This is a genomic window from Streptomyces sp. NPDC057694, assembly GCF_042799415.1.
Lineage (GTDB): Bacteria > Actinomycetota > Actinomycetes > Streptomycetales > Streptomycetaceae > Streptomyces.
In genome coordinates this window covers 332035-356197 of the sequence record NZ_JBHVIX010000001.1, presented here as the reverse complement: position 1 = coordinate 356197, position 24163 = coordinate 332035, and the positions used below count along the sequence as shown (strand labels likewise).

24 protein-coding genes are annotated in these 24163 nt (G+C 72.0%); 9 read left to right on the top strand and 15 right to left on the bottom strand.

What is annotated here, in order from left to right:
* Positions 1-172: 172 nt before the first annotated feature.
* The gene (locus tag ACFVDP_RS01825; protein WP_383481620.1) at positions 173-343 is read left to right on the top strand and encodes a hypothetical protein; all 171 of its coding nucleotides are present in this window, start codon (positions 173-175) and stop codon (positions 341-343) included.
* 107 nt (positions 344-450) lie between these two features.
* On the opposite strand, the gene ACFVDP_RS01820 is transcribed toward ACFVDP_RS01825, so the two are convergent.
* On the bottom strand, positions 451-2427 hold the full coding sequence (locus ACFVDP_RS01820) for a hypothetical protein (protein WP_383481617.1): 1977 nt from the start codon (positions 2425-2427) through the stop codon (positions 451-453).
* A gap of 191 nt (positions 2428-2618) precedes the next feature.
* On the opposite strand from ACFVDP_RS01820, the gene ACFVDP_RS01815 reads away from it, so the two are divergent.
* The gene (locus ACFVDP_RS01815) at positions 2619-3077 is read left to right on the top strand and encodes an ATP-binding protein (protein ID WP_383481614.1); all 459 of its coding nucleotides are present in this window, start codon (positions 2619-2621) and stop codon (positions 3075-3077) included.
* Positions 3078-3086: 9 nt separating this feature from the next.
* On the opposite strand, the gene ACFVDP_RS01810 is transcribed toward ACFVDP_RS01815, so the two are convergent.
* The gene (locus ACFVDP_RS01810; RefSeq protein WP_383481611.1) at positions 3087-3968 is read right to left on the bottom strand and encodes a SigB/SigF/SigG family RNA polymerase sigma factor; all 882 of its coding nucleotides are present in this window, start codon (positions 3966-3968) and stop codon (positions 3087-3089) included.
* A gap of 143 nt (positions 3969-4111) precedes the next feature.
* On the opposite strand from ACFVDP_RS01810, the gene ACFVDP_RS01805 reads away from it, so the two are divergent.
* On the top strand, positions 4112-5497 hold the full coding sequence (locus tag ACFVDP_RS01805; protein ID WP_383481609.1) for an FAD-binding oxidoreductase: 1386 nt from the start codon (positions 4112-4114) through the stop codon (positions 5495-5497).
* 18 nt (positions 5498-5515) lie between these two features.
* Here ACFVDP_RS01805 and ACFVDP_RS01800 read toward each other — a convergent pair whose 3' ends face one another.
* A complete protein-coding gene (locus ACFVDP_RS01800; RefSeq protein ID WP_383481606.1) occupies positions 5516-7924 on the bottom strand; it encodes a GH92 family glycosyl hydrolase in 2409 nt (802 codons plus the stop codon).
* A gap of 265 nt (positions 7925-8189) precedes the next feature.
* On the opposite strand from ACFVDP_RS01800, the gene ACFVDP_RS01795 reads away from it, so the two are divergent.
* Positions 8190-9062 carry a universal stress protein gene (locus ACFVDP_RS01795; protein WP_383481603.1) on the top strand — a complete coding sequence of 291 codons (873 nt, stop codon included), beginning with the start codon at positions 8190-8192 and terminating at the stop codon, positions 9060-9062.
* Positions 9063-9080: 18 nt separating this feature from the next.
* Here the strand turns inward: ACFVDP_RS01795 and ACFVDP_RS01790 are convergent, their stop codons facing one another.
* From ACFVDP_RS01790 to ACFVDP_RS01775, 4 genes are all read right to left on the bottom strand, one after another.
* Positions 9081-9281: a ferredoxin gene (locus tag ACFVDP_RS01790; RefSeq protein ID WP_383484257.1), complete on the bottom strand. Its 201-nt coding sequence runs from the start codon at positions 9279-9281 to the stop codon at positions 9081-9083.
* A 5-nt stretch (positions 9282-9286) separates the two neighbouring features.
* Complete coding sequence (locus ACFVDP_RS01785) at positions 9287-10558, bottom strand: cytochrome P450 (protein WP_383481601.1); 1272 nt, start codon at positions 10556-10558, stop codon at positions 9287-9289.
* A gap of 291 nt (positions 10559-10849) precedes the next feature.
* Complete coding sequence (locus ACFVDP_RS01780; protein ID WP_383481598.1) at positions 10850-11665, bottom strand: family 1 encapsulin nanocompartment shell protein; 816 nt, start codon at positions 11663-11665, stop codon at positions 10850-10852.
* Between the two features lie 5 nt (positions 11666-11670).
* The gene (locus ACFVDP_RS01775; protein WP_383481595.1) at positions 11671-12657 is read right to left on the bottom strand and encodes a Dyp-type peroxidase; all 987 of its coding nucleotides are present in this window, start codon (positions 12655-12657) and stop codon (positions 11671-11673) included.
* Between the two features lie 309 nt (positions 12658-12966).
* On the opposite strand from ACFVDP_RS01775, the gene ACFVDP_RS01770 reads away from it, so the two are divergent.
* The 3 genes from ACFVDP_RS01770 to trpS all read left to right on the top strand — a co-directional run bounded on the left by ACFVDP_RS01770 (position 12967) and on the right by trpS (position 16660).
* On the top strand, positions 12967-14007 hold the full coding sequence (locus tag ACFVDP_RS01770; RefSeq protein ID WP_383481592.1) for an NAD(P)-dependent alcohol dehydrogenase: 1041 nt from the start codon (positions 12967-12969) through the stop codon (positions 14005-14007).
* 140 nt (positions 14008-14147) lie between these two features.
* Positions 14148-15371 carry a cytochrome P450 gene (locus ACFVDP_RS01765; protein ID WP_383481589.1) on the top strand — a complete coding sequence of 408 codons (1224 nt, stop codon included), beginning with the start codon at positions 14148-14150 and terminating at the stop codon, positions 15369-15371.
* Positions 15372-15574: 203 nt separating this feature from the next.
* Positions 15575-16660: a tryptophan--tRNA ligase gene (trpS, locus tag ACFVDP_RS01760; RefSeq protein WP_383481586.1), complete on the top strand. Its 1086-nt coding sequence runs from the start codon at positions 15575-15577 to the stop codon at positions 16658-16660.
* A gap of 37 nt (positions 16661-16697) precedes the next feature.
* Here the strand turns inward: trpS and ACFVDP_RS01755 are convergent, their stop codons facing one another.
* The 8 genes from ACFVDP_RS01755 to ACFVDP_RS01720 form a co-directional block, all read right to left on the bottom strand.
* A complete protein-coding gene (locus tag ACFVDP_RS01755; RefSeq protein ID WP_383481583.1) occupies positions 16698-17948 on the bottom strand; it encodes a cytochrome P450 in 1251 nt (416 codons plus the stop codon).
* On the bottom strand, positions 17945-18562 hold the full coding sequence (locus ACFVDP_RS01750) for an ATP/GTP-binding protein (protein ID WP_383481581.1): 618 nt from the start codon (positions 18560-18562) through the stop codon (positions 17945-17947). The genes ACFVDP_RS01755 and ACFVDP_RS01750 overlap by 4 nt, the downstream gene beginning before the upstream one ends.
* Positions 18543-18902, bottom strand: a complete 360-nt coding sequence (locus tag ACFVDP_RS01745; RefSeq protein ID WP_383481578.1) for a DUF742 domain-containing protein — start codon at positions 18900-18902, stop codon at positions 18543-18545. The genes ACFVDP_RS01750 and ACFVDP_RS01745 overlap by 20 nt, the downstream gene beginning before the upstream one ends.
* Positions 18899-19318: a roadblock/LC7 domain-containing protein gene (locus tag ACFVDP_RS01740; protein WP_383481575.1), complete on the bottom strand. Its 420-nt coding sequence runs from the start codon at positions 19316-19318 to the stop codon at positions 18899-18901. Before ACFVDP_RS01740 ends, ACFVDP_RS01745 begins: the two co-directional genes overlap by 4 nt.
* Positions 19319-19440: 122 nt before the next feature.
* Positions 19441-21189: a sensor histidine kinase gene (locus tag ACFVDP_RS01735; RefSeq protein ID WP_383481572.1), complete on the bottom strand. Its 1749-nt coding sequence runs from the start codon at positions 21187-21189 to the stop codon at positions 19441-19443.
* Between the two features lie 351 nt (positions 21190-21540).
* Positions 21541-21729, bottom strand: a complete 189-nt coding sequence (locus tag ACFVDP_RS01730; RefSeq protein ID WP_383481569.1) for a hypothetical protein — start codon at positions 21727-21729, stop codon at positions 21541-21543.
* A gap of 243 nt (positions 21730-21972) precedes the next feature.
* Positions 21973-22254 carry a zinc-ribbon domain-containing protein gene (locus ACFVDP_RS01725; RefSeq protein ID WP_383481566.1) on the bottom strand — a complete coding sequence of 94 codons (282 nt, stop codon included), beginning with the start codon at positions 22252-22254 and terminating at the stop codon, positions 21973-21975.
* Positions 22255-22330: 76 nt separating this feature from the next.
* Positions 22331-22972, bottom strand: coding sequence for a MerR family transcriptional regulator (locus ACFVDP_RS01720; protein WP_383481563.1), 642 nt, complete (start codon positions 22970-22972; stop codon positions 22331-22333).
* An 86-nt stretch (positions 22973-23058) separates the two neighbouring features.
* On the opposite strand from ACFVDP_RS01720, the gene ACFVDP_RS01715 reads away from it, so the two are divergent.
* The gene (locus ACFVDP_RS01715; RefSeq protein ID WP_383484254.1) at positions 23059-23520 is read left to right on the top strand and encodes a DUF4188 domain-containing protein; all 462 of its coding nucleotides are present in this window, start codon (positions 23059-23061) and stop codon (positions 23518-23520) included.
* Between the two features lie 102 nt (positions 23521-23622).
* On the top strand, positions 23623-24114 hold the full coding sequence (locus ACFVDP_RS01710; RefSeq protein WP_383481560.1) for a peptidylprolyl isomerase: 492 nt from the start codon (positions 23623-23625) through the stop codon (positions 24112-24114).
* The last annotated feature ends 49 nt before the right edge of the window (positions 24115-24163 follow it).

The following is a 24163-nucleotide window of genomic DNA, read 5'->3' as shown; positions in this document are numbered from 1 at the left end:
CCCCCGCCGGACCCGACCTGGATGCAGCCGCTCGCCCGAACGGGTCCGCGGACCCGCAGGCCACGGGCTGTGCATGTACGGGACAGGAGCGGGCAGGCGAAGAACAGGGACGGCGGAACGCCACAGGGCGAGGGCGGTCCGTGAGAGTGCGACGGGTGGAGGTGCTGGCGACATGCGAGCAGAGGTGTTGCGACGGTTTTCCGCGGGAGCGCCGCGAGGATCCTGGCCGGCCGAGGAGTACGCGGCGCGACTGCGCGCCCAGGGCCGCGCCGCGCGCGTGGTGATGGACCTGGAGACGGACGCGTTCCTGGTGGTGGCCGGGGACGCGGAGACCACCGGCTGAACAGGGGAGCGGGGGGGGGAAGGGGGCGGGGAGAGGGGCCCCCCCCCCCGCCCCCCCCCCCCCCCCTCCACCCTGTACCGAGCCCCCGGCCCCGTGGCCGGGGGCTTTCAGCGCCCTGCGGCGCCCACCTCCGAGAGCTGCTCCCCACCGGCCTCGCCGGAGAGGCGCGCCGTGACCCGGACCGTGCCGTCCTCGGGCGCCCGCACCGCAAGCGTCCGGCCGGGACGGGCGGAGTCGACCGCTCCGCTCGCCGTGATCCCGACGACCGCACGGCTGCCCGCCGCGACCAGGTACCAGTGGTCCTTCGGCGACTTCCACCGCGTCGAGGCCACCACGTGCTGCCCGAAGCGGCTGCACGCCGCCGTGTTCCGCGCCTGCCCGACCAGCTCGGCCGGCGTGGTCAGCGACGTGGTGGGCGTACGCAGCAGCATGGCCACATCGCCCGGTCCGCGCCACGTCGAGGCACGCGCACACATCCACACCGCGTGGCCGCCGCCCTCCGGCAGATCCTGCTCGGCGAAGTCCCAGGCGTTCACGGCGCGCACGCCGCCGCCCGCCCACGAGCCGAGCCGGCACGCGCTGCGCGCCCACGCGAGCAGCGCCTGGCTGCTCGTCGCCTCACGCGGCTGCCGCGCCGGGGGAGTGCCGTGTCCCGGCAGCGGCGTGTACGTGAGGTGCACGGGCGAGAGCCCGCCGAGATCCGCGACCACGAAGGCGTGATGCTCCACGATCCGCGAGGAGGAGCGCAGTTGCAGCACGGGACGCCGCTGGCAGTTCCCCGCCGCGACCACCGGGACCGTGTCGGTCACGCCGTCGCCGGACACGTGCAGCGGCCGGGCCGGGCTGTCGGGCCGCAGTAGATCCCGGGTCGTCGACTCGGCGACCCAGGGGGCGGTCAGATAGCGGGCCGAGCCCTTCGACCGGGCCAGCACGACGACGGCGGCCGAGGTGACGTCCGCGTCGTCCGCCCGGGCCAGGTCGAGCGCGGCGGGTGAGTCGCCGTCGGCGTCGGTGTACCGCGCCAGACGCTCGCCGTCGCTGAACAGGACCACGGCCCGGCCGCCGACATCGCCCGCGTACAGCAGCTGCGGACTGCGCGGTGGCGCGTCGACCGGAGTGCCGGGCGTCGACGTCACCCGCACGTCGGTGGTGGGCGCCGCCCAGGTGCCCAGTGCGCGGGAGAGCAGGTCCTTGTCGTCCTTGCGGTCGCCGCGCGCGGGCCACGCCGTGAAGTCGACGCGGGAGGTGTCCGCCCACTGTCCCGGTGCGGTCCGCACCAGGCGGTCGGCGGAGAGATACCGGGGTGTGGCGGCGCGGGCGGCCGTCGTCGGCTGTCCGGAGCCGTCGGTGCTCTGCGGGACGATCACCGCGGCCAGGGCGACGGCGACCGCCGCGCCCGTGACCCACACGGCCCGCTTGCGCCGGCCGCGGCGGACCAGATCGGTGGGCCGGCTCTGGACCGAACAGGCGTCGAACTCCTGGGAGCGCAGCAGGGCTTCGGCGGCCGCACCGGCGGCCGCGTCCAGCTCAGCGGCGGCCAGGACGCTCGCCGAGCCGTCCGGAACACCGGCCGCCTCCAGCAGCGCGGCGACCCGCTTGTCCGGCAGGCCGTCGACGCGGCGCAGCACGAACGCGGCACGGGTCGGGGCAGGCGGGTCGGCGAGCGCCTGCCCCAGTGCGATCTCCTCCGGGCCGCCCGCGTGCGGGAACAGCCGCAGCCCCCACACCACGGGCAGCCTCGGCACGAGGGTCCGGGGCGGCGGCAGTGCGCCGGGCCAGCCGGCGGGCCGGTGGGCGGCGGACAGGGCCGCGCGCAACACCCGTACCCGCAGGGCGTCCCGGGTGAGGGTGTCGCCGTCCTGCGGACCGCGCGGGCGGGGCACGAGCGCGCCGCGCGCCCCGGGCAGCGCCCGTTGCGCGGCTCCGTGGGCCAGCAGGACCCGCCGGTGACGGGAGAGGGCGGCGGGAAGAGTGAGATACGCGAGGCGCACCAGCGCCGTGTACTGCGTGACGAGAGCGGCCTCGGCACGATCCGTGGCTATCCTGGTGCGCTTGACGGGACGGCCGGGTCGGAGGACGGACATGATCGGGCCTTTCGGGTCGAGAGACGGACCGAAGGACACGCCGGACAACGAGACGTGTCGACGACCGTCAAACGACCGGAACCCGATGCGGTCACTCGGGGCGGCCCAATCAGGACTGCCTCGGGCGAGTCGGGGTATCAGCATGGCTGCGGGGGCCTTGCCACACGGGCCGGGGCGCGAGAGAGACATGGATGAGCGAGTACACCGAGTGCATGGGCGGAGAAGTGATCCGATCGGGCTTCGAGGCGTCGGTCGACCCGCTGCGGCAGGTGACGCACTACTCCGGTGAACCGGGTTGCATAGCCGACGCACGCGCGTTCACCCGCGCGTTCCTGACACGGCTGCGCCAGGAGTGGTGCGTGGGTCTCGACACGCACGTGACCGGTGACGTGATGCTCATCGTCAGCGAACTGATCACCAACGCGGACCGGCACAGTGCGGGCCCCTACGTCCTGGAGCTGGAGGGGACGGCGCGGCACATCGTCGTCACCGTCTACGACAGCAGCGCGGCCGTACCCCTGCGCTTTCCCAAGGACCCGGGGCGCATCGGGGGGCACGGCCTGGAGATCGTGGACGCGCTCGCCGACGTCACCGTGGAGCGAGTGCCCGTCGGCAAGCGCGTACAGGCAGTGCTGGCACTGCCCTCCTGAAAGCCCGGCTCAGACGGTGTCCGCCTCGGCGAGCATGCCCGAGCGCAGCCGGGAGATCAGCTGCTTGATCAGGCGTGACACATGCATCTGCGAGTATCCGAGCCGCTCACCGATCTCCGCCTGGGTCAGCTCCTCGACGAACCGCAGATGGAGCAGCTGCCGGTCCCGCTGCGGGAGCCTGGCCACCAGCGGGGCGAGCGCGTGGAAGTCCTCGACGAGCTCCATCGCGCCGTCCTCGACCCCGATGAAGTCCGCGAGCACCGACTCGCCGTCCTGCCCGCTGTCACCACCGGTCAATGCCGCGTCCAGGGACGCGGACGTATAGCCGTTCGAAGCGAGCTGGGCCTCCACGACCTGGCCCTCCGAGAGGTCCATCAGCGTCGCCAGCTCGGCGGTGCTCGGCTCCCGGTCCAGACGGCTGCACAGCTCGTCGCGTGCCTTCGCCAGTTCGAGCCGCATCTCCTGAAGCCTGCGCGGCACGTGCACGGCCCACGTCGTGTCCCGGAAGAAACGCTTGATCTCGCCGCTGATGTAGGGCAGCACGAACGACGTGAACTCCACCTCGCGCGAGATCTCGAACCGGTCGATCGCCTTGATCAGACCGATCGTGCCGACCTGCACGATGTCTTCGAAGTCCTCGGTGGAGCCGCCGCGGTGCCGGAAGCGACCGGCCGCGAAGCGGACCAGCGACATGTTCATCTCGATCAGCGTGTTGCGCGTGTACTGGTACTCCGGAGTGCCCTCCTCCAGCTCCGCGAGCCGCCGGAAGAACTGGCGAGACAGCTCCCGCGCGTCCAGCGGCGCCACCCGGCCGGGGTCGGAGATCTCGTACGCGGATACCTCACCAACCGTGGTCCGGGTCCTGTGCGCAGTGACGTCCGTCCCGCTCATGGTGGAATCCACCGTCCCTCCCGCGCCGTGGGCCGACGCAACGCTCTGTTCCATCATGGTGTTCGGCAGTTACCCGCGAACTCGCCGGTCATGCACATTTGCTCAGGAGGTACGCCATCAACACGGCAGACACAGCAGGGGCGGTGCGCGAACTCGCCGCCGCGCTCCCCGACAGCACCCTCGTCACGGACGCCGACGTCCTCGCGACGCTCGGCCGGGACGACGCCGAGTGGGCGCCCGTGGGCCGGCCCCTGGCCGCGGTGCGCGCCACGTCCGCCGACGAGGTCCAGGCCGTCGTCAGGGAGTGCGCGGCCCGGCGGATACCCGTCGTCACCCGGGGCGCGGGCACCGGCCTGTCCGGCGGCGCCAACGCCGTCGACGGCTGTCTCGTCCTCGACGTGTCGCGGATGAACCGCATCCTGGAGATCGACACCGAGAACCTGATCGCCGTCGTCCAGCCCGGCGTCGTCAACAACGACCTCAAGGCCGCCGTCGCCGAGCACGGCCTGTGGTACCCGCCGGACCCGGCCAGCGCCCCCTGGTCCACGATCGGCGGCAACGTCTCCACGAACGCGGGCGGCCTGTGCTGTCTCAAGTACGGCGTCACCCGGGACTACGTCCTCGGGATGGAGGTCGTCATGGGCGGCCCCGCGGGCGAGTACGGCTCCCGCGTCCGGCTCGGCCGGCGCACCACCAAGGGCGTCGCCGGATACGACCTGACGAGCCTGTTCGTCGGCTCCGAGGGCACCTTCGGGGTCGTCACCGAGATCACGCTGAAGCTGCGGCCCGCCCCGGTGGCCGAGCCCCGCACCGTCGTCGGCGCCTTCGACAGCCTCGTCGCGGCGGGCGCCGCGGTCGCCCTGGTCACGAGCCGCGGCCTGGCCCCGGCCGCCCTCGAACTCCTCGACCGCGCCTGCATGCAGGCGGTGGAGGACTGGAAGCACCTCGGCATCGAACCCGGCGCCGAGGCCATGCTGCTCGCCCGGATCGACGCCCCCGGCGACGCGGGCGCGGCCGAGGCCGACGCCATGGCCGCCGCGTTCCGCGAGGCCGGGGCGATGTGGGCCGAGCAGTCCACCGACGCCGTCGAGGCCGAGGCCCTGTTCGACGTACGACGTCTCGCCTATCCGGCGCTGGAGCGCCTCGGGCCCGTCCTCACCGAGGACCTGTGCGTGCCGCGCTCCGCCGTGCCCGCGATGCTCGCCACCATCGAGAAGATCGGCCGCGCGCACGGCGTACGCATCGCCACCATCGCGCACGCGGGCGACGGCAATCTGCATCCGCTGCTGATCACCGAGCCCGGTGACGAGGCGGCCCGCGTCGCCGCGCAGGCCGCCTTCGAGGAGCTCCTCCAGGCCGCGATCGCCGCGGGCGGCACCGTCACCGGCGAGCACGGCGTGGGGCTGCTCAAGCGCGGCGGGATGCGGGCCGAACTCGGTCCCGCCGTGCTCGCGATGCAGCGCGCCGTGAAGCAGACCCTCGACCCGCTGGACCTGTTCAACCCGGGGAAGGTCGTCGGCGAGGACTGACCTTCCCCGGGCGTCGGATCAGCGGGGCAGCCCCGCCGGATCGGTGGCCCACGCCGTGTCCGGCCGGTCCGTCAGCCGGTAGGAGAGGGTGCCGCCGGTCCGCAGGAAGTCCGCGTCCGTCCAGGACCGGTCGTGCACGCGGCCGTCGAGGCGCACCCCGGAGACGTAGGCGTGCGTGTCGTCGGCCGCCGGGGCGTCGACCACCAGGTCCGTGCGCCCCGGCCGGTCCACCACCGCGTGCGGGAACAGCGGGGCGCCGAGCAGCAGGTCGGCGCTGCCCGGCGCCTTCGGGTACAGGCCGAGCGCCGAGAAGACGTACCAGGCGGACATGGTGCCGAGGTCGTCGTTGCCGGGCAGGCCCGAGGGCCCGGTCCCGTAGACGGTGTCGACGATCTCGCGGACCGTGGCCTGGGTCTTCCAGGGCTGTCCGAGCGCGTTGTAGAGCCACGGCGCGTGGATGCCCGGCTCGTTCGTCGGGTCGTAGCGCAGCGCGTCGCCGCCCTTGACGGACCAGGAGCCGTCCGCCTTGTGGAAGAACCCGTCGAGGCGGCTCGCGGCGGTCTCCCGGCCGCCCATGGCGTCCGCGAGTCCCTGGACGTCCTGCGGCACCATCCAGGTGTACGTGGCGCTCGTGCCCTGCGCGAACCCGAGGTCGCTGCCGGGGCTGAACGGTGTCACCCACGACCCGTCGACGTTGCGCGCCTGGACGTAGCCGGTGTCCGCGTTGAAGACATTGCGCCACCAGGTGCCGCGCTCGGTGAAGTACGCGGCCTGCTTCTCCTTGCCGAGCAGCTTCGCCCACGATCCGAGCGCGGCGTCGGCGACCGAGTCCTCCAGCGTCTCGGCGGCCCCGCCCCAGCAGTGGCACACGTCCTGCGGCGCGTAGTGCGAGGTCAAGTACTGCGCGAGGTTCGGTCGTTGGCCTTCGCACTGTCCGGGGCAGCCCGCGTCCGACAGGCCCGCGTCGCGCGGCTCGGTCGCCTGGCGGGCCAGCGACTCGAAGGCGCCCTCGTAGTCGAAGTTCCGTACTCCCATCGCGTAGAACGTGGCGAGGGTCGCGGCGGACGGATCGCCGGTCATGACGTGCGTGGCTCCGCTGATGTGCACCCAGCGGTCCCACACGCCGTCGTTCTGCCGCGCGAAGTTGTACAACGACTGCGCGAAGTCCCCGGCCACCTTCGGTTTCAGCAGCGCGAGCAGCTGGATCTGCGCGCGGTACTGGTCCCAGCCGGAGAAGTTGCTGTACTGCGCGCTCTGCCCGCGCGCGAGGCGGTGCGGGGCGCCGTCCATGCCGGGATAGCGTCCGTCGGTGTCGCTGATGATGTTCGGCTGCATCAGGGAGTGGTAGAGCGCCGTGTAGAAGGTGGTGCGCTGCGCGTCGCTGCCGCCCGAGATCTTCACGGAGCTCAGCTCGCGGTCCCAGTCGCGGGACGCCTCGGCCGCCACGGCGTCGACGCTCGCCCGCGGGGCGATCTCCTCGCGCAGATTGGTCTCGGCGCCCTTCAAGGACACGTACGAGATCCCGAGCCGCATGTGGACATCGTTGTCAGACGCCGTGTCGAAGCCGACCCAGCCGCCGGAGCCCCGTCCCGCGCGGTCCGCGCCGGTCGCGTAGCCCTCGCCGCCGTCCGCGCTGGTGGAGCCGGGGGAGACGGTGGCGTCCTTCCAGGTTCCGTACGAGGCGAAGTCCCGGTCGAACGACGCGCTGAAGTAGAGCTTGTAGTAGCTCTTGCGGTTGTTGGTGCCGCCGTTGGCCCGGCGGCCGCAGAACGCGCCGGTCAGCACCCAGCCGGTGACCTTGCGGTGCGCCCGGTCGATCTCTACGTGCGCGTCTTCACTGCCGTTGAGGGAGTTGGACGTGCGGAACAGCAGCGAGGCGGCCTCGCCGGCGGGGAAGCCGAAGTCGGCGACGCCCGCACGGCGGCTCACCGCGAGGTCGGCCGTCGCGCCCGAGTCGAGGCCCAGGGTGTAACGGCCGGGCACCGCCCGCTCGTTGTCGTGGCGGAAGTCCGAGGCGTAGACCGCGTCCTTGGTGTCGGCCGAGGGGGACGAGGTGACGTCGCCGACGAACGGCATGATCGGCACGTCGCCCGCGGCGCCGGGATGACAGCCCGCGCCGTTGACGTGGGTGAGGCTGAGACCTCGTATCCGGGTGGTGTTGTACGCGTACCCGTTCGCCGCGCCGGTGTTGGTCTGGTCGCCGGTGGTGCTGGTCGGGGACCAGGAGATCATCCCGTACGGGCGGGTGGCTCCCGGATAGGTGTTGCCGCCGTTCGCCGAGCCGATCAGCGGGTCGACGGAGGCGGTGGGGCGGTCCTGCGGCGCGGCGGCCGAGGCGAGCGGGCCCGGCAGGGTCAGGGCGAGGGCGGTCGCCAGACCGAGCGCGGCGAGGCGGCGGCGGGTGGGCGCCGCGGATCTGAAGGGCACGGAGCGGGCCTTTCGTCGGGGTCGGGGGCGCCGCCGAGCGTAGATCGCCGGGCCGTCCCGGGGAACGGGTCGGGACGGATCACAGATGAACACCCGGTGAAACCGGCCCACTTGAACCGCTACGCCCCCGCGGTCCCGGCCCGTCCGCGAGACTGCGGTGGGGACAATCCCGGCAGTAGGGCAAGATCGACGACAGCGGCTCCTCCGCGGCGCGCGGAACGGGCGACAACCGACAGTGCAGTGCACGGATGAGGGAGGCGGTCCCATGGCCCGGCCGATCACCGCGGGAGTGGACGGATCACCCGAGAGCGCGGCGGCGGCCGCCTGGGCGGCACGCGAGGCGGTACGGCGCGAGCTGCCGCTGCGGCTGGTGCATGTGAGCGAGGCGCTGCCGGAGAGCCTCGCGATCGCCGCCGACGAGGCCGCGAGCACGCGGTGGGCGCACGATCTGCTGGAGGACGCCGAGCAGGAGATCGCCGAGCGCCACCCCGGTCTCTCCGTCACCGTCGACGTCCTCGACGACGCGGCCCCCGCGGCGCTGACGGCCGCCGCGCGCGACGCGGAACTCCTCGTCCTCGGCTCGCGCGGGTACGGCACCCTCGTCGGATTCCTGCTCGGCTCCGTCGGCCGGCAGGTCGTCGCGTCGGCGGAGCGGCCCGTGGTCCTGGTCAGGGAGGGCGCCGAGGCGAGCGCCGAGGCCGCCGGGCGCGAGGTCGTCGTCGGGCAGGAGGGCGACGCCGAGGACAGCGCCGCCACCCTGGAGTTCGCCTTCGCCGCCGCGGCCGCCCGCGGCGCGACGGTGCGCGCGGTGCGGGCCTGGAGCCTGCCGCCGGTCTTCGCCTACAGCCCGGCCTCGCTCCAGCTCCTCGACGAGTCCGGAGGCATGGAGCCCCACGAGAAGAAGGCACTGGCCGCGGCGCTCGCGCCCTGGCGCGACCGCTTCCCCGACGTGCCGGTCGTCGAGCACGTCGAGATCGGCAGCGCCGGCCAGGTGCTCCTGTCGGTGGCCTCTCAGGCCCAGCTCCTGGTCGTCGGACGCCGGGCCCGGCGCACCGCCGTCGGCGCCCGGATCGGCTCCGTCGCGCACGCCGTGCTGCACCACGCGCCGTGCCCGGTCGCGGTGGTGCCGCACGGCTGAGCGCGGCCCGGCCCCGGGTCAGCCCTCGCCGGTCAGGGACACGGCGCCCACCGGGCAGGCCCGCACCGCCTCCTTCACCAGGGGGTGCTCCCCGGCCGCCGTCGCGCGGCCCGGGAGCACTTCGCTGAGTCCGTCGTCGTCCTGTGTGAACACGTCCGGGGCGGTCAGCGCGCACATGCCCGCGCCCACGCACCGCTCCTTGTCGACCTCGACCCGCACGGCGCTCACCACGCGACCGGCAGTTCGAGCATGCCCTGGATGGTGTCCCCGGGCTTGAACGGGATCTCCTCGGCGGGAGCCGCGAGACGCAGCGCGGGGAACCGCCTCAGGAGGCTGTCGAGCGCGATCTCCAGCTCGGCGCGCGCGAGGTTCTGGCCCAGGCACTGGTGGATCCCGAACCCGAACGCGAGATGGTGGCGCGCGCTGCGGTCCCAGTCGAGGCTCTCCGCCTGCGGGAAGGCGCCGTCGTCGCGGTTGATCAGCGACGTGGAGAACACGACGCCCTCACCGGCCCGGACCGTCGACCCGGCCACCTCCATGTCCTCCTTCGCGATCCGCAACAGCCCGTCCGCGATGGACAGATACCGCAGCAGCTCCTCCACCGCGACGGCCGTCGTCGTACGGCCCTCGCGCAGCGCGGCCAGCTGCTCGGGGTGGCGCAGCAGCGTGAAGGTGCCCAGCGAGATCATGTTCGCGGTCGTCTCGTGTCCGGCGACGAGCAGGATGACGGCGTACGCGATCAGCTGGTCGCGGTCCGGCGGCCCGTCGGGCCCTTCCCGGTGGATGAGTTCGTCGAGGAGCCCGTCGCCCGGATCGGCGCGCTTGCGGTCGATCAGGTCGCCCAGGTATCCCTCCAGTTCGTCCCTGGCCCGCTGCACGTCGGACGGGGCCGGGCCGCGCAGGAGCCGGCGTGAGCGTTCCTCGAAGAACTCGTGGTCCGCGTACGGGACTCCCAGCAGCGCGCAGATGACCATGGAGGGCACCGGCAGCGCGAACGAGCCGACGAGGTCGGCGGGCGGTCCCTGCTGCTCCATGGCGTCGAGCAGCCGGTCCACGGTCTGCTGAATGCCCGGGCGCAGTCCGGTGATCCGTTTGAGCGAGAAGCTCGGGATCAGCATCCGGCGCTGGGCGTTGTGCTCGGGGTCGTCGACGCCGAGCAGCGCAACGCGCCGTGAGCCGGCCTTCGCGAACCGTTCGGTGGGCGCCGGGAAGCCGGGGCGTTCGCGGTCGCTCGACAGCCGGGGGTCGGCGAGCAGTTCACGGGCCAGGGTGTGCCCGGTGACGGCCCATACCGTGCGGCCGTCGTAGAACGTGACGCGGCTGAGCGGGCGTTCGTCGCGCAGGGGCGCGTAGGCGGCCGGCGGCTGGTAGGGGCAGCCGCGGTCCTGCGGGAAGGGGATCGGGTCGGTGGCGGCAGCTGATGCGCGGGACGCGTGGGGTGCCGCGGGATGGGGGTGGGGGGCCTGGCGGGCCGGTTCCGTCGTGGATTCCGTCATGGATCGGATCGCCTCGCAGTGCTCGGTGGTGCGCGCGGAGCTGGCCGTTCCGCGCTCCCTCGTCATTGGATGCCCCTACCACCGACCCGGTCGACGCCAAGACCGGCCAGTTCGTACGCACGGGTGATCTGGCCGGGGTTTTTCGCCGCCGGCCGGGCGAGACGCCGTCGGCCCGGTTCGGGGCGGAGGTGCGGGAGGAGAGGGAGCGCCGGATTCGGCCTCCCGGTGGCCGGATCGCGGTGTGAGAGGGGCCGGAATCGTGCCGTCCGCGGGCGCCGGGGCTGCGTCCCCTCAGGCTTTGAGGGCGACCACGGCCTCGTCGGTGTACGGAAGGAAGGTCAGCGTCTGGTGGAAGTACAGCTCGATGCCGTGTCCGTCGTGCGCCGTGTAGCCGATCGCCAGGTCCTCGCCGAGCCGCAGCTCGAAGTCGCCGCCGCGCGTGGAGATCACGAACGCGCCGTTCAGGGCCGGGGCCCAGATCAGTTCGCCGTCGAGGATCCGGCTCAGATGGTTGGCGACGGGATAGCCGTGGTCGGAGGTCTCGCTGACGGCCGTGTACGCGTCGGCGCCGAGCAGCAGCGCGTACGGGCCGTCGACGCCGGCGAGGCGCAGCGCGGTGAGGGCGCGGCTGATGGTGTCCGGGTAGTCGCGCGGCTCGGCGGGCAGGCTCAGGACCGGGTTGGAGGTGCGCTCCCGCAGCCCGGGGATGCCCGCGGCTCCGTAACCGTCGAAGATCGCCTGGTCCTCGGCGAAGGCCATGGACCGTGCCGCGTCCTTCACGGGCTGCCAGTCGGAGTCGAGCGCCCCGCGCTCCACGTCGTCGACCGCTTCCCGGCTCACGACGAACGGGACCCGCAGCTCGACCAGCGGCCGGGCCGCGCGCAGCCGCGCGGTGACGCCCGGCGCGGGCGGGGCGATGTCGGTGAGGTGGCCGGTGCCCACGGCCGCGAGCTGCGGTCCTTCGGGGCCGGTGACGTCCACGACGCGGCGGCCCGCGACATGGCGCTGGAACGTGCGGCGGGCCTCCTCCTCGATCTCCGCCCATGCGGCGGGCGTGATCGGCGCGAGCTCACGGTGCAGATTGGTGCCGGGGGTGGGGGTGCTCATGATGCTCAGGCTCCTTTGAGGCTGCCGATGCCGAGCGAGCCGTCGACGACGTCGGCCGCGGTGGGCGGGGGATCGGGCAGGTCGTCGAGGAAGTCGGCGCTCGGCACGTGGAAGAGGCACCCCGTCACCGCCGTCGAGAAGTCGAGGATGCGGTCGTGGTTGCCGGGCGGATCGCCGAGGAACATGTTGCGCAGCATCCGCTCGGTGACGTCCGGTGTGCGCGCGTAGCCGATGAAGTACGTGCCGAACTCGCCGCGGCCGAGGCTGCCGAACGGCATGTTCTCGCGCAGGATCTGCCGCTCGGTGCCGTCGTCGTCGACGATCGTGTTGAGCGCGACGTGCGAGTTCGCGGGCTTGACGTCGTCGGACAGTTCGACGTTCGCGGTCTTGGTACGGCCGATGACCCTCTCCTGCTCGTCGGAGGGCAGCGCTTCCCAGGCCGCCATGTCGTGCACGTACTTCTGCACGATCACGTAGCTGGAGCCGCGGAAGTCCGGGTCCTCGTCGCCCACGTACACCGCGGCGGCGGCCGCCCCGCCGACGGGGTTCTCGCTGCCGTCGACGAAGCCGAGCAGGTCGCGCTCGTCGAAGTACTTGAAGCCGTGCACCTCGTCCACGACGGTGACGGCGGAGCCGAGCCGGTCGACGAGCAGCCGGGCCAGTTCGAAGCAGAGGTCCATCCGGCGGGCGCGGAGGTGGAGGAGCAGATCGCCGGGGGTGGCCGGGGCCAGGTGGCGCGGTCCGGCCAGGGCCTGGAAGGGGTGCAGCTCGCGCGGCCGGGGACCGGCGAAGAGCCGGTCCCACGCGGTCGAGCCGATCCCGGCCACGCAGGTGAGGCCGTCGTCGGGGGAGCGGAAGGCGACCGAGCGCAGCAGCCCGGAGAGGTCCTCCAACGTGTCGCGCACCGCGCTCTCGCCGCCGGGCGCGACGGTGACCACGAGGAACATCGCGGCCTTCGCAGGTGGGGTGAGGACGGACTGCGACTCGACCACGAAGACTCCGCTCCTGTGACAGCTGCCGTGATTTCTCAGTTTTGTCACTTTATGGGTAGATTCGAGGCGCGGCATGTGCGGCAGTTGGGTGGATGTGTCCCATCTCACCCGACGGAAACCACTGGGATGGGTGGAGCACGGTTGGTTGGCTGTTAAACTTTGAACCAAGGCCCCGACCGTTCTCCCCCGTACGGTCGGGGTCCTTTTTTTGCCATGACGCATGTCCCATTGGGACAGATGTCCCAATGGGACGCGAGGGGGTTACTGTGGAAGGGCGGGGGCGAGCGAGAGCGACGAAGGAGTCGAGTCATGAAGGCACTTCAGTACCGGACCGTCGGGGCAGCGCCGGAGGTCGTCACCGTCCCTGACCCGGAGCCGGGTCCCGGACAGGTCCTCCTGAAGGTGACCGCCGCGGGCGTCTGCCACTCCGACATCGCGGTGATGAGCTGGCCCGCCGAAGGGTTCCCCTACGAGCTTCCGCTGACCCTCGGCCACGAGGGCGTCGGCACCGTCGCCGCGCTCGGCGCGGGTGTGAGCGGTCTGAAGGAGGGCGACCCGGTCGCCGTCTACGGACCCTGGGGCTGCGGCACCTGTGCCAACTGCGCGCAGGGCAAGGAGAACTACTGCCTGCGCGCCGACGAGCTGGGCATCCGTCCGCCCGGACTCGGCGCCCCCGGCTCCATGGCCGAGTACATGATCGTCGACGACCCGCGCCACCTCGTGCCGATCGACGGCCTCGACCCCGTCGCCACCGTGCCGCTCACCGACGCCGGTCTCACCCCGTACCACGCGATCAAGCGCTCGCTGCCCAAGCTCGTGCCCGGCTCCACCGCCGTCGTCATCGGCACCGGCGGGCTCGGCCACGTGGCCATCCAGCTCCTGCGCGCCATGACCGCCGCGCGTGTGATCGCCCTCGACGTCACCGAGGACAAGCTCGCCCTCGCCCGCACCGTCGGCGCCCACGAGGCGATCCTTTCGGACAAGGACGCCGCCGCGAAGGTGCGCGAACTGACCGGCGGGCGCGGCGCCGAGGCCGTCTTCGACTTCGTGGGCGTCCAGCCCACCGTCGAGACCGCCGGCGCCGTCGCCGCGGTCGAGGGCGACGTGACCCTCGTCGGCATCGGCGGCGGCCTGCTCCCGGTCGGCTTCGGCGCGACCAACTTCGAGGTCAGCGTCACCGCGCCCTACTGGGGCAGCCGCGGCGAGCTCATCGAGGTACTGGACCTGGCCCGGGCCGGAGCCGTCTCCGTGCACACCGAGACGTACTCCCTCGACGAGGCGCCCCTGGCGTACGAGCGACTGCACGACGGCAAGATCAACGGCCGCGCGGTGATCCTCCCCAACGGCTGACACGTGGCGCAAACCGTGGTCGGTTTTCGGCCACGGTTTGCGTTCATCATTCAACTGTCGGCGCGGAGAGGGCTGTTCCGGGTGGCGGGTGATCAATAGCCTGAGGTGAACCGTCCGTACATCCCACTTCAGGGAGCGCCATGTCCACCGCGCAGATCCCCGACATCCTGTCGCCGGAGTTCGCCGCCGACCCCTATCCCGCCTACCGCGCGCTGCGCGAGTCGGAGCCGCTCCTCTGGCACGAGGCGACGCAGAGCTGGATCGTCTCGCGCTACGCCGACGTGGAGCGCGTCTTCAAGGACAAGGCGGGCCAGTTCACCACCGACAACTACGACTGGCAGCTGGAGCCCGTCCACGGCAAGACGATCCTCCAGCTCAGCGGCCGCGAGCACTCCGTGCGCCGCGCGCTGGTCGCCCCGGCCTTCCGCGGCAGCGACCTCCAGGAGAAGTTCCTGCCGGTCATCGAGCACAACTCCCGCGCCCTGATAGACCAGTTCCGCGCCACCGGCTCCGCCGACATCGTCAGCGACTACGCCACCCGCTTCCCGGTCAACGTCATCGCCGACATGCTCGGCCTCGACAAGGCCGACCACGCCCGCTTCCACGGCTGGTACACCGCCGTCATCGCCTTCCTCGGCAACCTGGCGGGCGACAAGGACGTCGCGGCGGCGGGGGAGCGCACCCGGGTCGAGTTCGCCGAGTACATGATCCCGATCATCCAGGCCCGCCGCGAGAACCTGGGCGACGACCTGCTCTCCGCCCTGTGCGCCGCCGAGGTCGACGGCGTACGGATGAGCGACGAGGACATCAAGGCGTTCTGCAGCCTGCTCCTCGCGGCCGGCGGCGAGACCACCGACAAGGCGATCGCCAGCATCTTCGCCAACCTGCTGGTCAACCCCGAGCAGCTGGCGGCCGTGCGGGAGGACCGCTCGCTGATCGACCGGGCCTTCGCCGAGACGCTGCGGTACACGCCCCCGGTCCACATGATCATGCGGCAGTCGGCCACCGACGTGGAGCTGACCGGCGGCACCGTCCCCGCGGGCGCCACCGTCACCTGCCTCATCGGCTCCGCCAACCGCGACGGGCACCGCTACGCCGAGCCCGACCGCTTCGACATCTTCCGCGACGACCTCACCACCACCACGGCCTTCTCGGCCGCCGCCGACCACCTGGCCTTCGCGCTCGGCCGGCACTTCTGCGTCGGCGCGCTGCTCGCCAAGGCCGAGGTCGAGATCGGCGTGAACCAACTGCTCGACGCGATGCCCGACGTGCGCCTCGCCGACGGCTTCGACCCCGTGGAGCAGGGCGTCTTCACCCGCGGCCCGCAGTCGCTGCCGGTGCGCTTCACTCCGGTCGCCTCCTGACCGGCGGCCGGGTGTTAACCTCGTACACATGCTTCGTTCCACGTGTCTGAACTGGTGGCGCCTCACTTAGAGGCGACCCCAGTCATGCACGAACAAGGGCCGTCCCCGGACGGCCCTTCTTGCTTTCCTCCCGCGGATCTCCGCCGGCGGAGGCCGGGCCGCCCCGAGGGCGACCACGACCCGTCGAACCGCAGGGAGAGATCATGACCGCCACCGTCGAGCACCCCACCACCGACGTCCTCGGCACCACCGCCGCGCGCGCCCGCAGCGCGGAACTGGAGCGGCTCGTCCGCGGCGACCCGGGCCGCTTCCGGGTCCTCACCGGGGACCGGCCGACCGGACGACTGCATCTCGGCCACTACTTCGGCACCCTCCACAACCGCGTCAGACTCCAGGACCTCGGCGTCGAGACCTTCGTCCTCGTCCCCGACTACCAGGTCCTCACCGACCGCGACGTGGCCGAGAACCTCAAGGAGTACGTCGCCGAACTCGTCCTGGACTACCTGGCCATCGGCATCGACCCGGAGCGGTCCACGATCTTCACGCACAGCGCCGTGCCCGCACTCAACCAGCTGCTGCTGCCGTTCCTCAGCCTCGTCTCCGTCGCGGAGCTGAACCGCAACCCCACCGTGAAGGACGAGATCGCCCACTCCCGGCAGTCGGCCGTCAGCGGGCTCATGCTCACCTACCCCGTCCACCAGGCCGCCGACATCCTCTCCGTCAAGGCCAACCTGGTGCCCGTCGGCCAGGACCAGCTGCCTCACCTGGAGATCACCCGCACCGTCGCCCGCCGCTTCAACGACCGCTACGGCCACGGCACGGAACTCTTCCCGCGCCCCGAGGCACTGCTGTCCGAGGCGCCGCTGCTCCTCGGCACCGACGGCACCAAGATGAGCAAGAGCCGGGGCAACGCCATCGCGCTGTCCGCCGACGCCGACGACACCGCCCGGCTGCTGCGCGGCGCCAAGACCGACGCCGAGCGCCGCATCACGTACGAGCCCGCGACCCGACCGGAGGTCTCTTCACTGGTGCTGCTCACCGCGCTCTGCGAGGGCACCGACCCGCACCGGGTCGCCGAGGAACTGGGCGACGGGGGAGGTGCCGCGCTCAAGCGCCGCGCCACCGAGGCGGTCAACACGCGGCTGGCGCCGATCCGGGCCCGCCGCGCCGCCTACGCCCGCGACCCGCAGCTGGTCAGGGACGTACTGCGGGCCGGGAACGAGACCGCGGGCGCCCTCGCGGAGCAGACGCTCGACGAGGTGCGCACGGCCATGCGGACCGACTACTGACACCTGGACGACCGCAGAGGCGCTGCGGGGAACCGGCTCAGCGCACGACCGGTGTGAAACTCACCGGCAGCGCCGTCAGGCCCCGCATCCAGATCGACGGCCGCCAGGACAGCTCGGCCGGCTCCACCGCGAGGACCAGATCCGGCAGCCGGTCCAGCAGGGTCTCCACCGCGGTGCGCGCGATGACGTCGGCGAGCAGCGGAGCGGGGTAGGGGCAGCGGTGCTCGCCGTTGCTGAACGACAGGTGCGCCGCGTTCTCCGCCCCGACATGGCCCTCCGGCCAGATCTGCGGGTCGGAGTTCGCGGCCGCGAGACCCAGCACCACACAGTCGCCCGCGCGGATCTGCCGGCCGCCGAGCTGCGTGTCGCGCACCGCCCAGCGGCCGATGAAGTTCTGCGTCGGGGTGTCCAGCCACAGCACCTCGTTCAGCGCCTCGCCGACGCTGAGCCGCCCGCCCGAGACATTGATCGCGAAGCGCTCGTCGGTGAGGAGCAGACGGAGCGTGTTGCAGATCCAGTTCGCCGTCGGCTGCTGGGCCGCCGCGATCACCGAGATCAGGTCCTGCACGATCTCCTCGTCGGTGAGCCCTGCCGGATCGAGGATCATCCGGGACGTGACGTCGGCCCCCGGCCGCTCCCGCTTCTCCCGCACCAGACGCTGGATGCGCTCACCGACCCGGACGTACGCCGCCACCGGGTCGTCGCCCTCGTTGGCGTCCAGGGAGATCCGCAGATCGTCCACGAGCTCCTGCGTCTCGTCCGCGAGTTCGGGCATCCCGCACATCTGCACCGCTGCCCGCATCGCCAGCGCGTGCGCGTACGAGGCCATCAGCTCGGCCTGCCCACTGCCCGCGAACGCGTTGATGAGGCGGTCGGCGATCTGCGCGCAGTCCCGCGCCAGTTCGAACTGGTCGACCTGCTCCAGAGCGTGCGTGATCACCCCGGCGCGGCGCCGGTGCTCGGCCCCCTCGGTGAACAGCACCGACGGCTGGTACCCGACGAACGGCATGAGCGGCCAGTCGGCAGGGATGTGCTCCCACTGGTTCCAGCGCCGCGAGTCCCGCGCGAACAGCTCGTCGTGCGCCGTGACATAGCCGAGCTCGGCGTAACCGAGCACGAGCCACGCGGGCACGTCCCCGTCGAGCAGCACGGGCGCCACCGGACCGTGCTCCGAGCGCAGCGCGCGGTAGAGCTGCGACGGAGTCTGCTGATACTGCAGGCCGCTGAGCGGGACGGCGCCCGCGTGCGCGGGGCAGGCCGATACGTCGGGGGGCGTCGTTTCCGTCACGGTGTCGTCTCCTGGGCCATGGCGATGGCGTAGAGGTGGTCGACGAGGGTGATCAGCACGTCCTTCCCGGACGACCTGACCCGTGCGTCGCAGTCGACCATCGGGATGTGCGCGGGCAGCGCGAGGGCCTGGCGGATCTCTTCCAGGGAGTGGCGCACGGGCTCGTCGTCGAACCGGTTGACCGCCACCACGAACGGGGTCCCGTGATGTTCCAGGCGGTCGATCGCGTACCAGGAGTCGTCCATGCGCCGGGTGTCGACGAGCACGACCGCGCCCAGGGTCCCGGAGAACAGCCGGTCCCACAGGAACCAGAACCGCTCCTGGCCGGGCGCGCCGAACAGGTAGAGCACCATGTGGTCGTTGAGGCTGATCCGGCCGAAGTCGAAGGCGACCGTGGTCGTCGTCTTGGAGGCCACCGCCGACGTCTCGTCGACGCCGACGCCCGCCTGCGTCATCACCTCTTCGGTGTTCAGCGGACGGATCTCGCTGACCGAGCGGACCAGCGTCGTCTTGCCGACCCCGAACCCGCCGACCACGACGATCTTGAGGCCGGTGTCCGCGCCGGCGCCGAGCGGTGTGCGCTGAGCGGGCAGCTCAGAGGTTGCGGAGCCCATGGAGCACCTCCTTGAGAAGAGCGGAATCGGGGAGTTCGGCGACGGACGGGGCGGCCCTCGGATGGCGGGCGGTGATCTTGCCGCTCGCCTGGAGGTCGCCGAGCAGGATCCGGACGACGGTGATCGGCATCCGCAGCTCGGCGGCGATCTCCACGACGGCCGTGGGCCGCCGGCACAGTTCGAGGATGCGTACGTGCTCGGACTGCATCCCCGACGCCGGCTCGCACTCGCTCACCACCAGGGTCACCAGGTCGAAGGAGGCGTCGTCGGCGCGGCTGCGGCCCCCGGTGACCGTGTACAGCCGGTCCGGGGCACCGGTGTCCACCGGCCGCCGCGTCACTGGGCGCCGCCCCCCGCGCCGGACTGACGCGGAGCGGCCCGCAGGTGCTCCCCGATCTGCTCGACCAGCTCCGACATCTGGTGGCCCACGACGCCCGGATCGGCCTCCTCGTCGGCGACGACCGCGAGGTGCGCGCCCTCTCCGGCGTCCACGATGAACAGCAGCCCGCCGTGGAACTCGGTCATCGAGTGCCGTACGCCGCCGCTGCCGTTGCCGAACTCCACGGACGCGCCCTGGGCGAGTGCCTGGATACCGGAGCAGATCGCCGCGAGCTGGTCGGCCTGGTCGAGCGTCAGATGCTCGCTCCAGCACAACTTCAGACCGTCGCGGGACAGGACGAGGGCGTACCGGGTGCCGGGAGTGCGCTCGAGAAGGTTCTCCAGGAGCCAGGTCAGGCTGGTGTCAGTGGTCTGCATGGCGGGGTCGGGACGGCCCTTCCGGCGGTCCGGAAAGGCTGCCCGTGCCTCCAATCTCACGGTGTAGAGCGGTGCGGAGCGGGCTGGGAGCGGCCGGGTGGAGCGGCCAGGGGTGTCGGCGGTCAGTCCGTGGCGTCGGGCCGGCCGGCGTCCTGGGCGTCGGGCTTCTTGGCGTCCTTCGCCCGGCGAGCGGCGTGGAAGGCGCCGAAGCGGGCGCCCGCGTCCCGGGACGGTGTGGGGGCGGCGGCCGGCGCGGGGCGCGAGCGCTCCTGCTCGACCGCGGCCATCGTGCGGCCCGGCGGCCTGACCGGCAGCCCGTTCGGCGTGGACTCGACGCCCGGTGCGGGGCGCGGCACGACCGTGTCGGTGGTGTCCATGAGGTTCACGGTGTCCGTGCCGTTCGGGTACGCGGTGTCCGGGGTGCTGGTGGTGGCCGTGACGCCCGGGGTGGTGTCGGCCGCCGGAGTGTCGGCGCGCTCGTGCGTCTCGGCGGGCGCCGGACGCGGGATGTTCACCGGCGGCGCCTGTTCGCGCTGCTGGGCGAGGACCTGGGGCGGCAGCAGCACGACGACGCCGGTGCCGCCGCGCGAGGACGGCCGGTAGTTCACGGCGATGCCGTACTTGGCGGCGAGCCGGCCCACCACGGCGAGCCCCAGCCGGGTGCCCTGCAGCGACGCCAGGTCGGTGACCTGGCCGGACACCGCGTCCTCGGCCCGCCGCATCGCGGCGTCGGCCATCTTCAGGCCGCTGTCCTCGATGGTCACGACGAGGCCCGCGGAGCGCTCCTCCACATACACGTGCACCTCGTCGATGGGCGGCGAGAAGTTCGCCGCGTTGTCCATCAGTTCGGCGAGCAGGTGCATCACGCCCTCGGCCGCGAAGCCGGCGATCGCCGCGTCCGTCGCGCAGTGCAGCCGCACCCGCTGGTAGGCGGCGATGCGTCCGACGGCGCCGCGCAGCACGCTCTCCATCACGATCGGCCGGTTCCAGGCGCGGCTGGAGCGGCCGCCCATCAGCAGCGCCAGCCGGTCCGTCATGAGCCCGAGCTGGGAGGTGGCGTGGTCGAGCTTGAGCAGGTCCCCGAAGACCTCCTCGCCGTGCCGCTCCTGCATGCTGCGCAGGTCGGCGAGCATGCTCACGGCCTTCGCCTGCACCCGGCCGAGCGCCTTCGCCGACGCGGCCTGCGCGGCGGCTCCGCGCCGCTCGCTCAGGGCCAGTTCCCGAAGAAACGTCTCGGCCGGAACCTTCAACAGGGGGTTCTCGGGCCAGATCGGCTCGGCCAGCACCGTGTCGGCCGAGGCGCCGTCGCGCAGCCGCTCGACCGCGGCCGGGAACGTCTCGGAGGTCAGGCGGTCCAACTCGCCCGCCGCCCGGCGCAGTTCGTCGTGGGCGGCGTCGCGCTCGGCGGCGGTCCGGTCGGCCCGGTGCACGGCCTCGCTGAGAGCGGTCGTGAACTCCTGGAGGATGCGGGCCAGTTGAGGATCGTAGGGCGGGGTGGGCGCGGGGAGCCGGCCGTCCTGCAGGTGCCGTGTCACGCCGGGCAGTGTGACGTTCACCAACTGCGCCGCCTCGGCGGCCTGCTGGGTCAACCGGCCTGTCGCGAGGGCCAGTTCGCTGCGGGCGGTCTCCGCCTCCCGGCGGGCGCGGCCGACGGTCGTCGTGTGCACGGCCAGGACGACGGCGAGGAACGCCCAGGCGGCCAGGGCCGTCCAGACCGCCCAGGTGCGCGCGGCCGCCGGAGCCAGCGCGGCCGCGCCGCCTGCCGCGGCGGCCGCCACCACCAGCACGGTGAGCGCCGCGACCAGCGACGGTCGGCCCGCCCCGGCTTTCGGCTGAGAGCGGGCAGTGGAGGGTGGAGCAGGCACTGACATTCCGCGATCCCTCGGTCGTTGCGTGCGGGGAGCGGCCGCTCGACCGGTCGGGTCGGCGGCGGATCCGGGCCGTCCGCGCCGAAGGGGACGCCGATCTTCCGGACCGTACGAACGCTCATGCTAGTCACGCCGCGCGACGGGAAGACCGGACAAGCCGGGCAGTTCTCCCGGCGGGCGACTTCGTCGTGAACTCGCCCTTGCCTCTACCGGTCGTGGTAGCTGCCGCTCTGACCTTATATGTGGCACGAAGTCGTGGTGGGGGCGGGTGCGGAAAGGCTTCGGGAATCACCGGAAGGTGTCGCTCCGCACGACGTCAAAGCGTCGTTGAGCGAAGGCTTTCAGCCAACATCACTAGTTTTCCACGATGTTCCAGTGCCCGACCTCCCGGTACTGGGAGTCGTGGATCGCCGCGCCGTCACCCGGCGTCAGGTCGAAGTGGTGGAGATTGCCGCCCCAGTACCGCAGTGCGCGGCCCAGTTCGCGTGCCGCGTCGCCGTCGAAAGCGCTGTCACCCATGTCGATCTCAAGGAGGAACTTCATGCCTTCTACCCTGTCATTGAACCGCCCATTGAGACTTTTGCCGTGGCACCGGTGTGGACGGGGGCGCGCTCTGAGGTTTTCCGTGAACCGGTGTGCATGCTCGGGCCGATCCCGGGAACCAGACAACGGACAGGCTCTGGCAGCCCCACCCCCCCGGGCGCTTGAGCATTGAGCCCCGCCGCCTCCGCTCTCCCCCCTGCGAGGCGGCGGGGCTGTCGTCTGTCCTGGCAGTCCTGGCAGGGACTAGCCCTGGTGGTGGTGCGGCTGCTGGGCCGGGTGGCCGTGCGCCGCGGCGGCCGTGGCGAGCATGCCCTCCGCCTGCTCCTTGGGCAGTTGGTGCTCGATGCCGCAGAACGTGCACTGCGTGCGGTACTTCGTCGAGATCGGGAACAGCGGTATGAAGAACAGCGTGAACTTCGTGACGTACTTGCGCAGCGAGTGCGCCGACGGATTGCCGCAGCCGCCGCAGACGAGCGTGAGCATCGCGAGCTGATACACGTAACCGCGCGTGCCGAAGATGATCATGGGTGGTCCCCTCCCGGTCGATGGCCACCGCCGAGCGTGGGGCCTCGCGCCATCGTAAGCAGCCCCTGCGCCGCCCTCACAAGCCGTACTTGCGAGTGGAGTGCTCCTCCTGCGCGAGGCGGCGAAGGGCGAGGAGCAGTGGCTCGAAGAGGATGGCCGCCGCGACCACCAGTTCGGCCTTCTCCGTGTCGCTGTCCATGTCGTCCAGGCGCTGCATGTCCAGCCGTGCCACCTCGTCCATCTGGCGCGCGTACGCGAGCAGGGTCGCGGGGTCCCTCGCGTACCCGAGCCGGACGACCGTGGTGACGGTGGTGACCAACTGGCGGTAGCTGGGGGACAGGGCGCCGATCTCGCGCGCGTGCTCCCAGCCCACCTCTCCGAGGCACCAGTCGACCGCCGCGGTCACCTCGGCCGTCAGCGGGTCGTCGGCCGGCGCCTCGGGCGGCTGCGGCAGCGACCACATCGCGGCGCCGAGGCGGAAGGTCGTACTGAGCGAGTCGTCGTCGATGTGCGCGAGCACCTCCCGCGCGGTCGCCACCGGCACCCGGCCGATCTGGATCAGGGCCCGCACCAGATTGAGCCGCCGCAGATGGTCCTCCGCGTACTCGGCCTGCGTCTTGCTGATCCGCCGCCCCGGCGGAAGCAGACCCTCCCGCAGGTAGTACTTGATCGTGCCGACCGGCACCCCGCTGCGCTCGCTGAGCTCCGCCAGCCGCATCTCTTGTGTCCTCCATTGGAAAGTGCCACTATCCAATCACGCGAACACCGGGAGTCCAAGGGGGAGTTGTGCCCGTGAAGACACAGATGGGACGGACCACGGCCGACGTGGAGGGCGACGTCGTCGTCTTCCTGATCGGCATGCGGATCAATCACTTCTGGGCCGTGCACCGCTGGCTCCCGGTGTTCTGCGCCATGCCCATGATGCTCAGGGAGCTCGGCAAGGACCGCGGCCTCGGCCTGCTCCACCACGTGCTCGGTACCGCGAACCCGCGCACGTACTACGTCGTCCAGTACTGGGAGTCGAAGGAGAAGCTGCTCACGTACGCGGCGGCCCCGGGCCGGCGCCACCAGCCGTGGTGGGCGCGCATGAACCGCTACGCCCGCAAGAGCCGCGGACACGTCGGCCTGTGGCACGAGACGTACGTCGTGCCCGCGGGCTCCTACGAGACGATCTACGCCGACATGCCGCCGTACGGACTCGCCAGGGCCCACGGCGTGCGCCCGCTGCGTGACGGGGTGCAGGCCCGCGACCGGCTGTCGGTCTGACTCGGCCACAATGCGCGGCCGGAGCGCTACGGACCGTGCGGATGTGGCCACACCGGCCGCCCGAATCGGCATTTCGGGGCTCGTGATGAAAGTATTGCGCCCATGGCAATCAAGACCTACTTCGACATCACGATCAACGACGAGCCCGCCGGGCGGATCACGTTCAACCTCTTCGAGGACGTCGTCCCGAAGACCGCGGAGAACTTCCGTGCCCTGTGCACGGGCGAGAAGGGCTTCGGCTACGCCGGCTCGTCCTTCCACCGCGTCATCCCGCAGTTCATGCTGCAGGGCGGCGACTTCACCGCCGGCAACGGCACGGGTGGCAAGAGCATCTACGGCGAGAAGTTCGCCGACGAGAACTTCCAGCTCAAGCACACCAAGCCGGGCCTGCTCTCCATGGCCAACGCGGGCCCGAACACCAACGGCTCGCAGTTCTTCATCACGACCATCGTCACCGACTGGCTCGACGGCAAGCACGTCGTCTTCGGCGAGGTCGAGGACGGCATGGAGCTCGTGAAGAAGATCGAGTCGCTCGGCTCGCGCAGCGGTTCCACCGCCGCGAAGATCACGATCGCCGAGTCCGGCCAGCTCTGATCCTCCGCACAACCCGGAAGCCGGGAACCCGCCGCACGGCGGGTTCCCG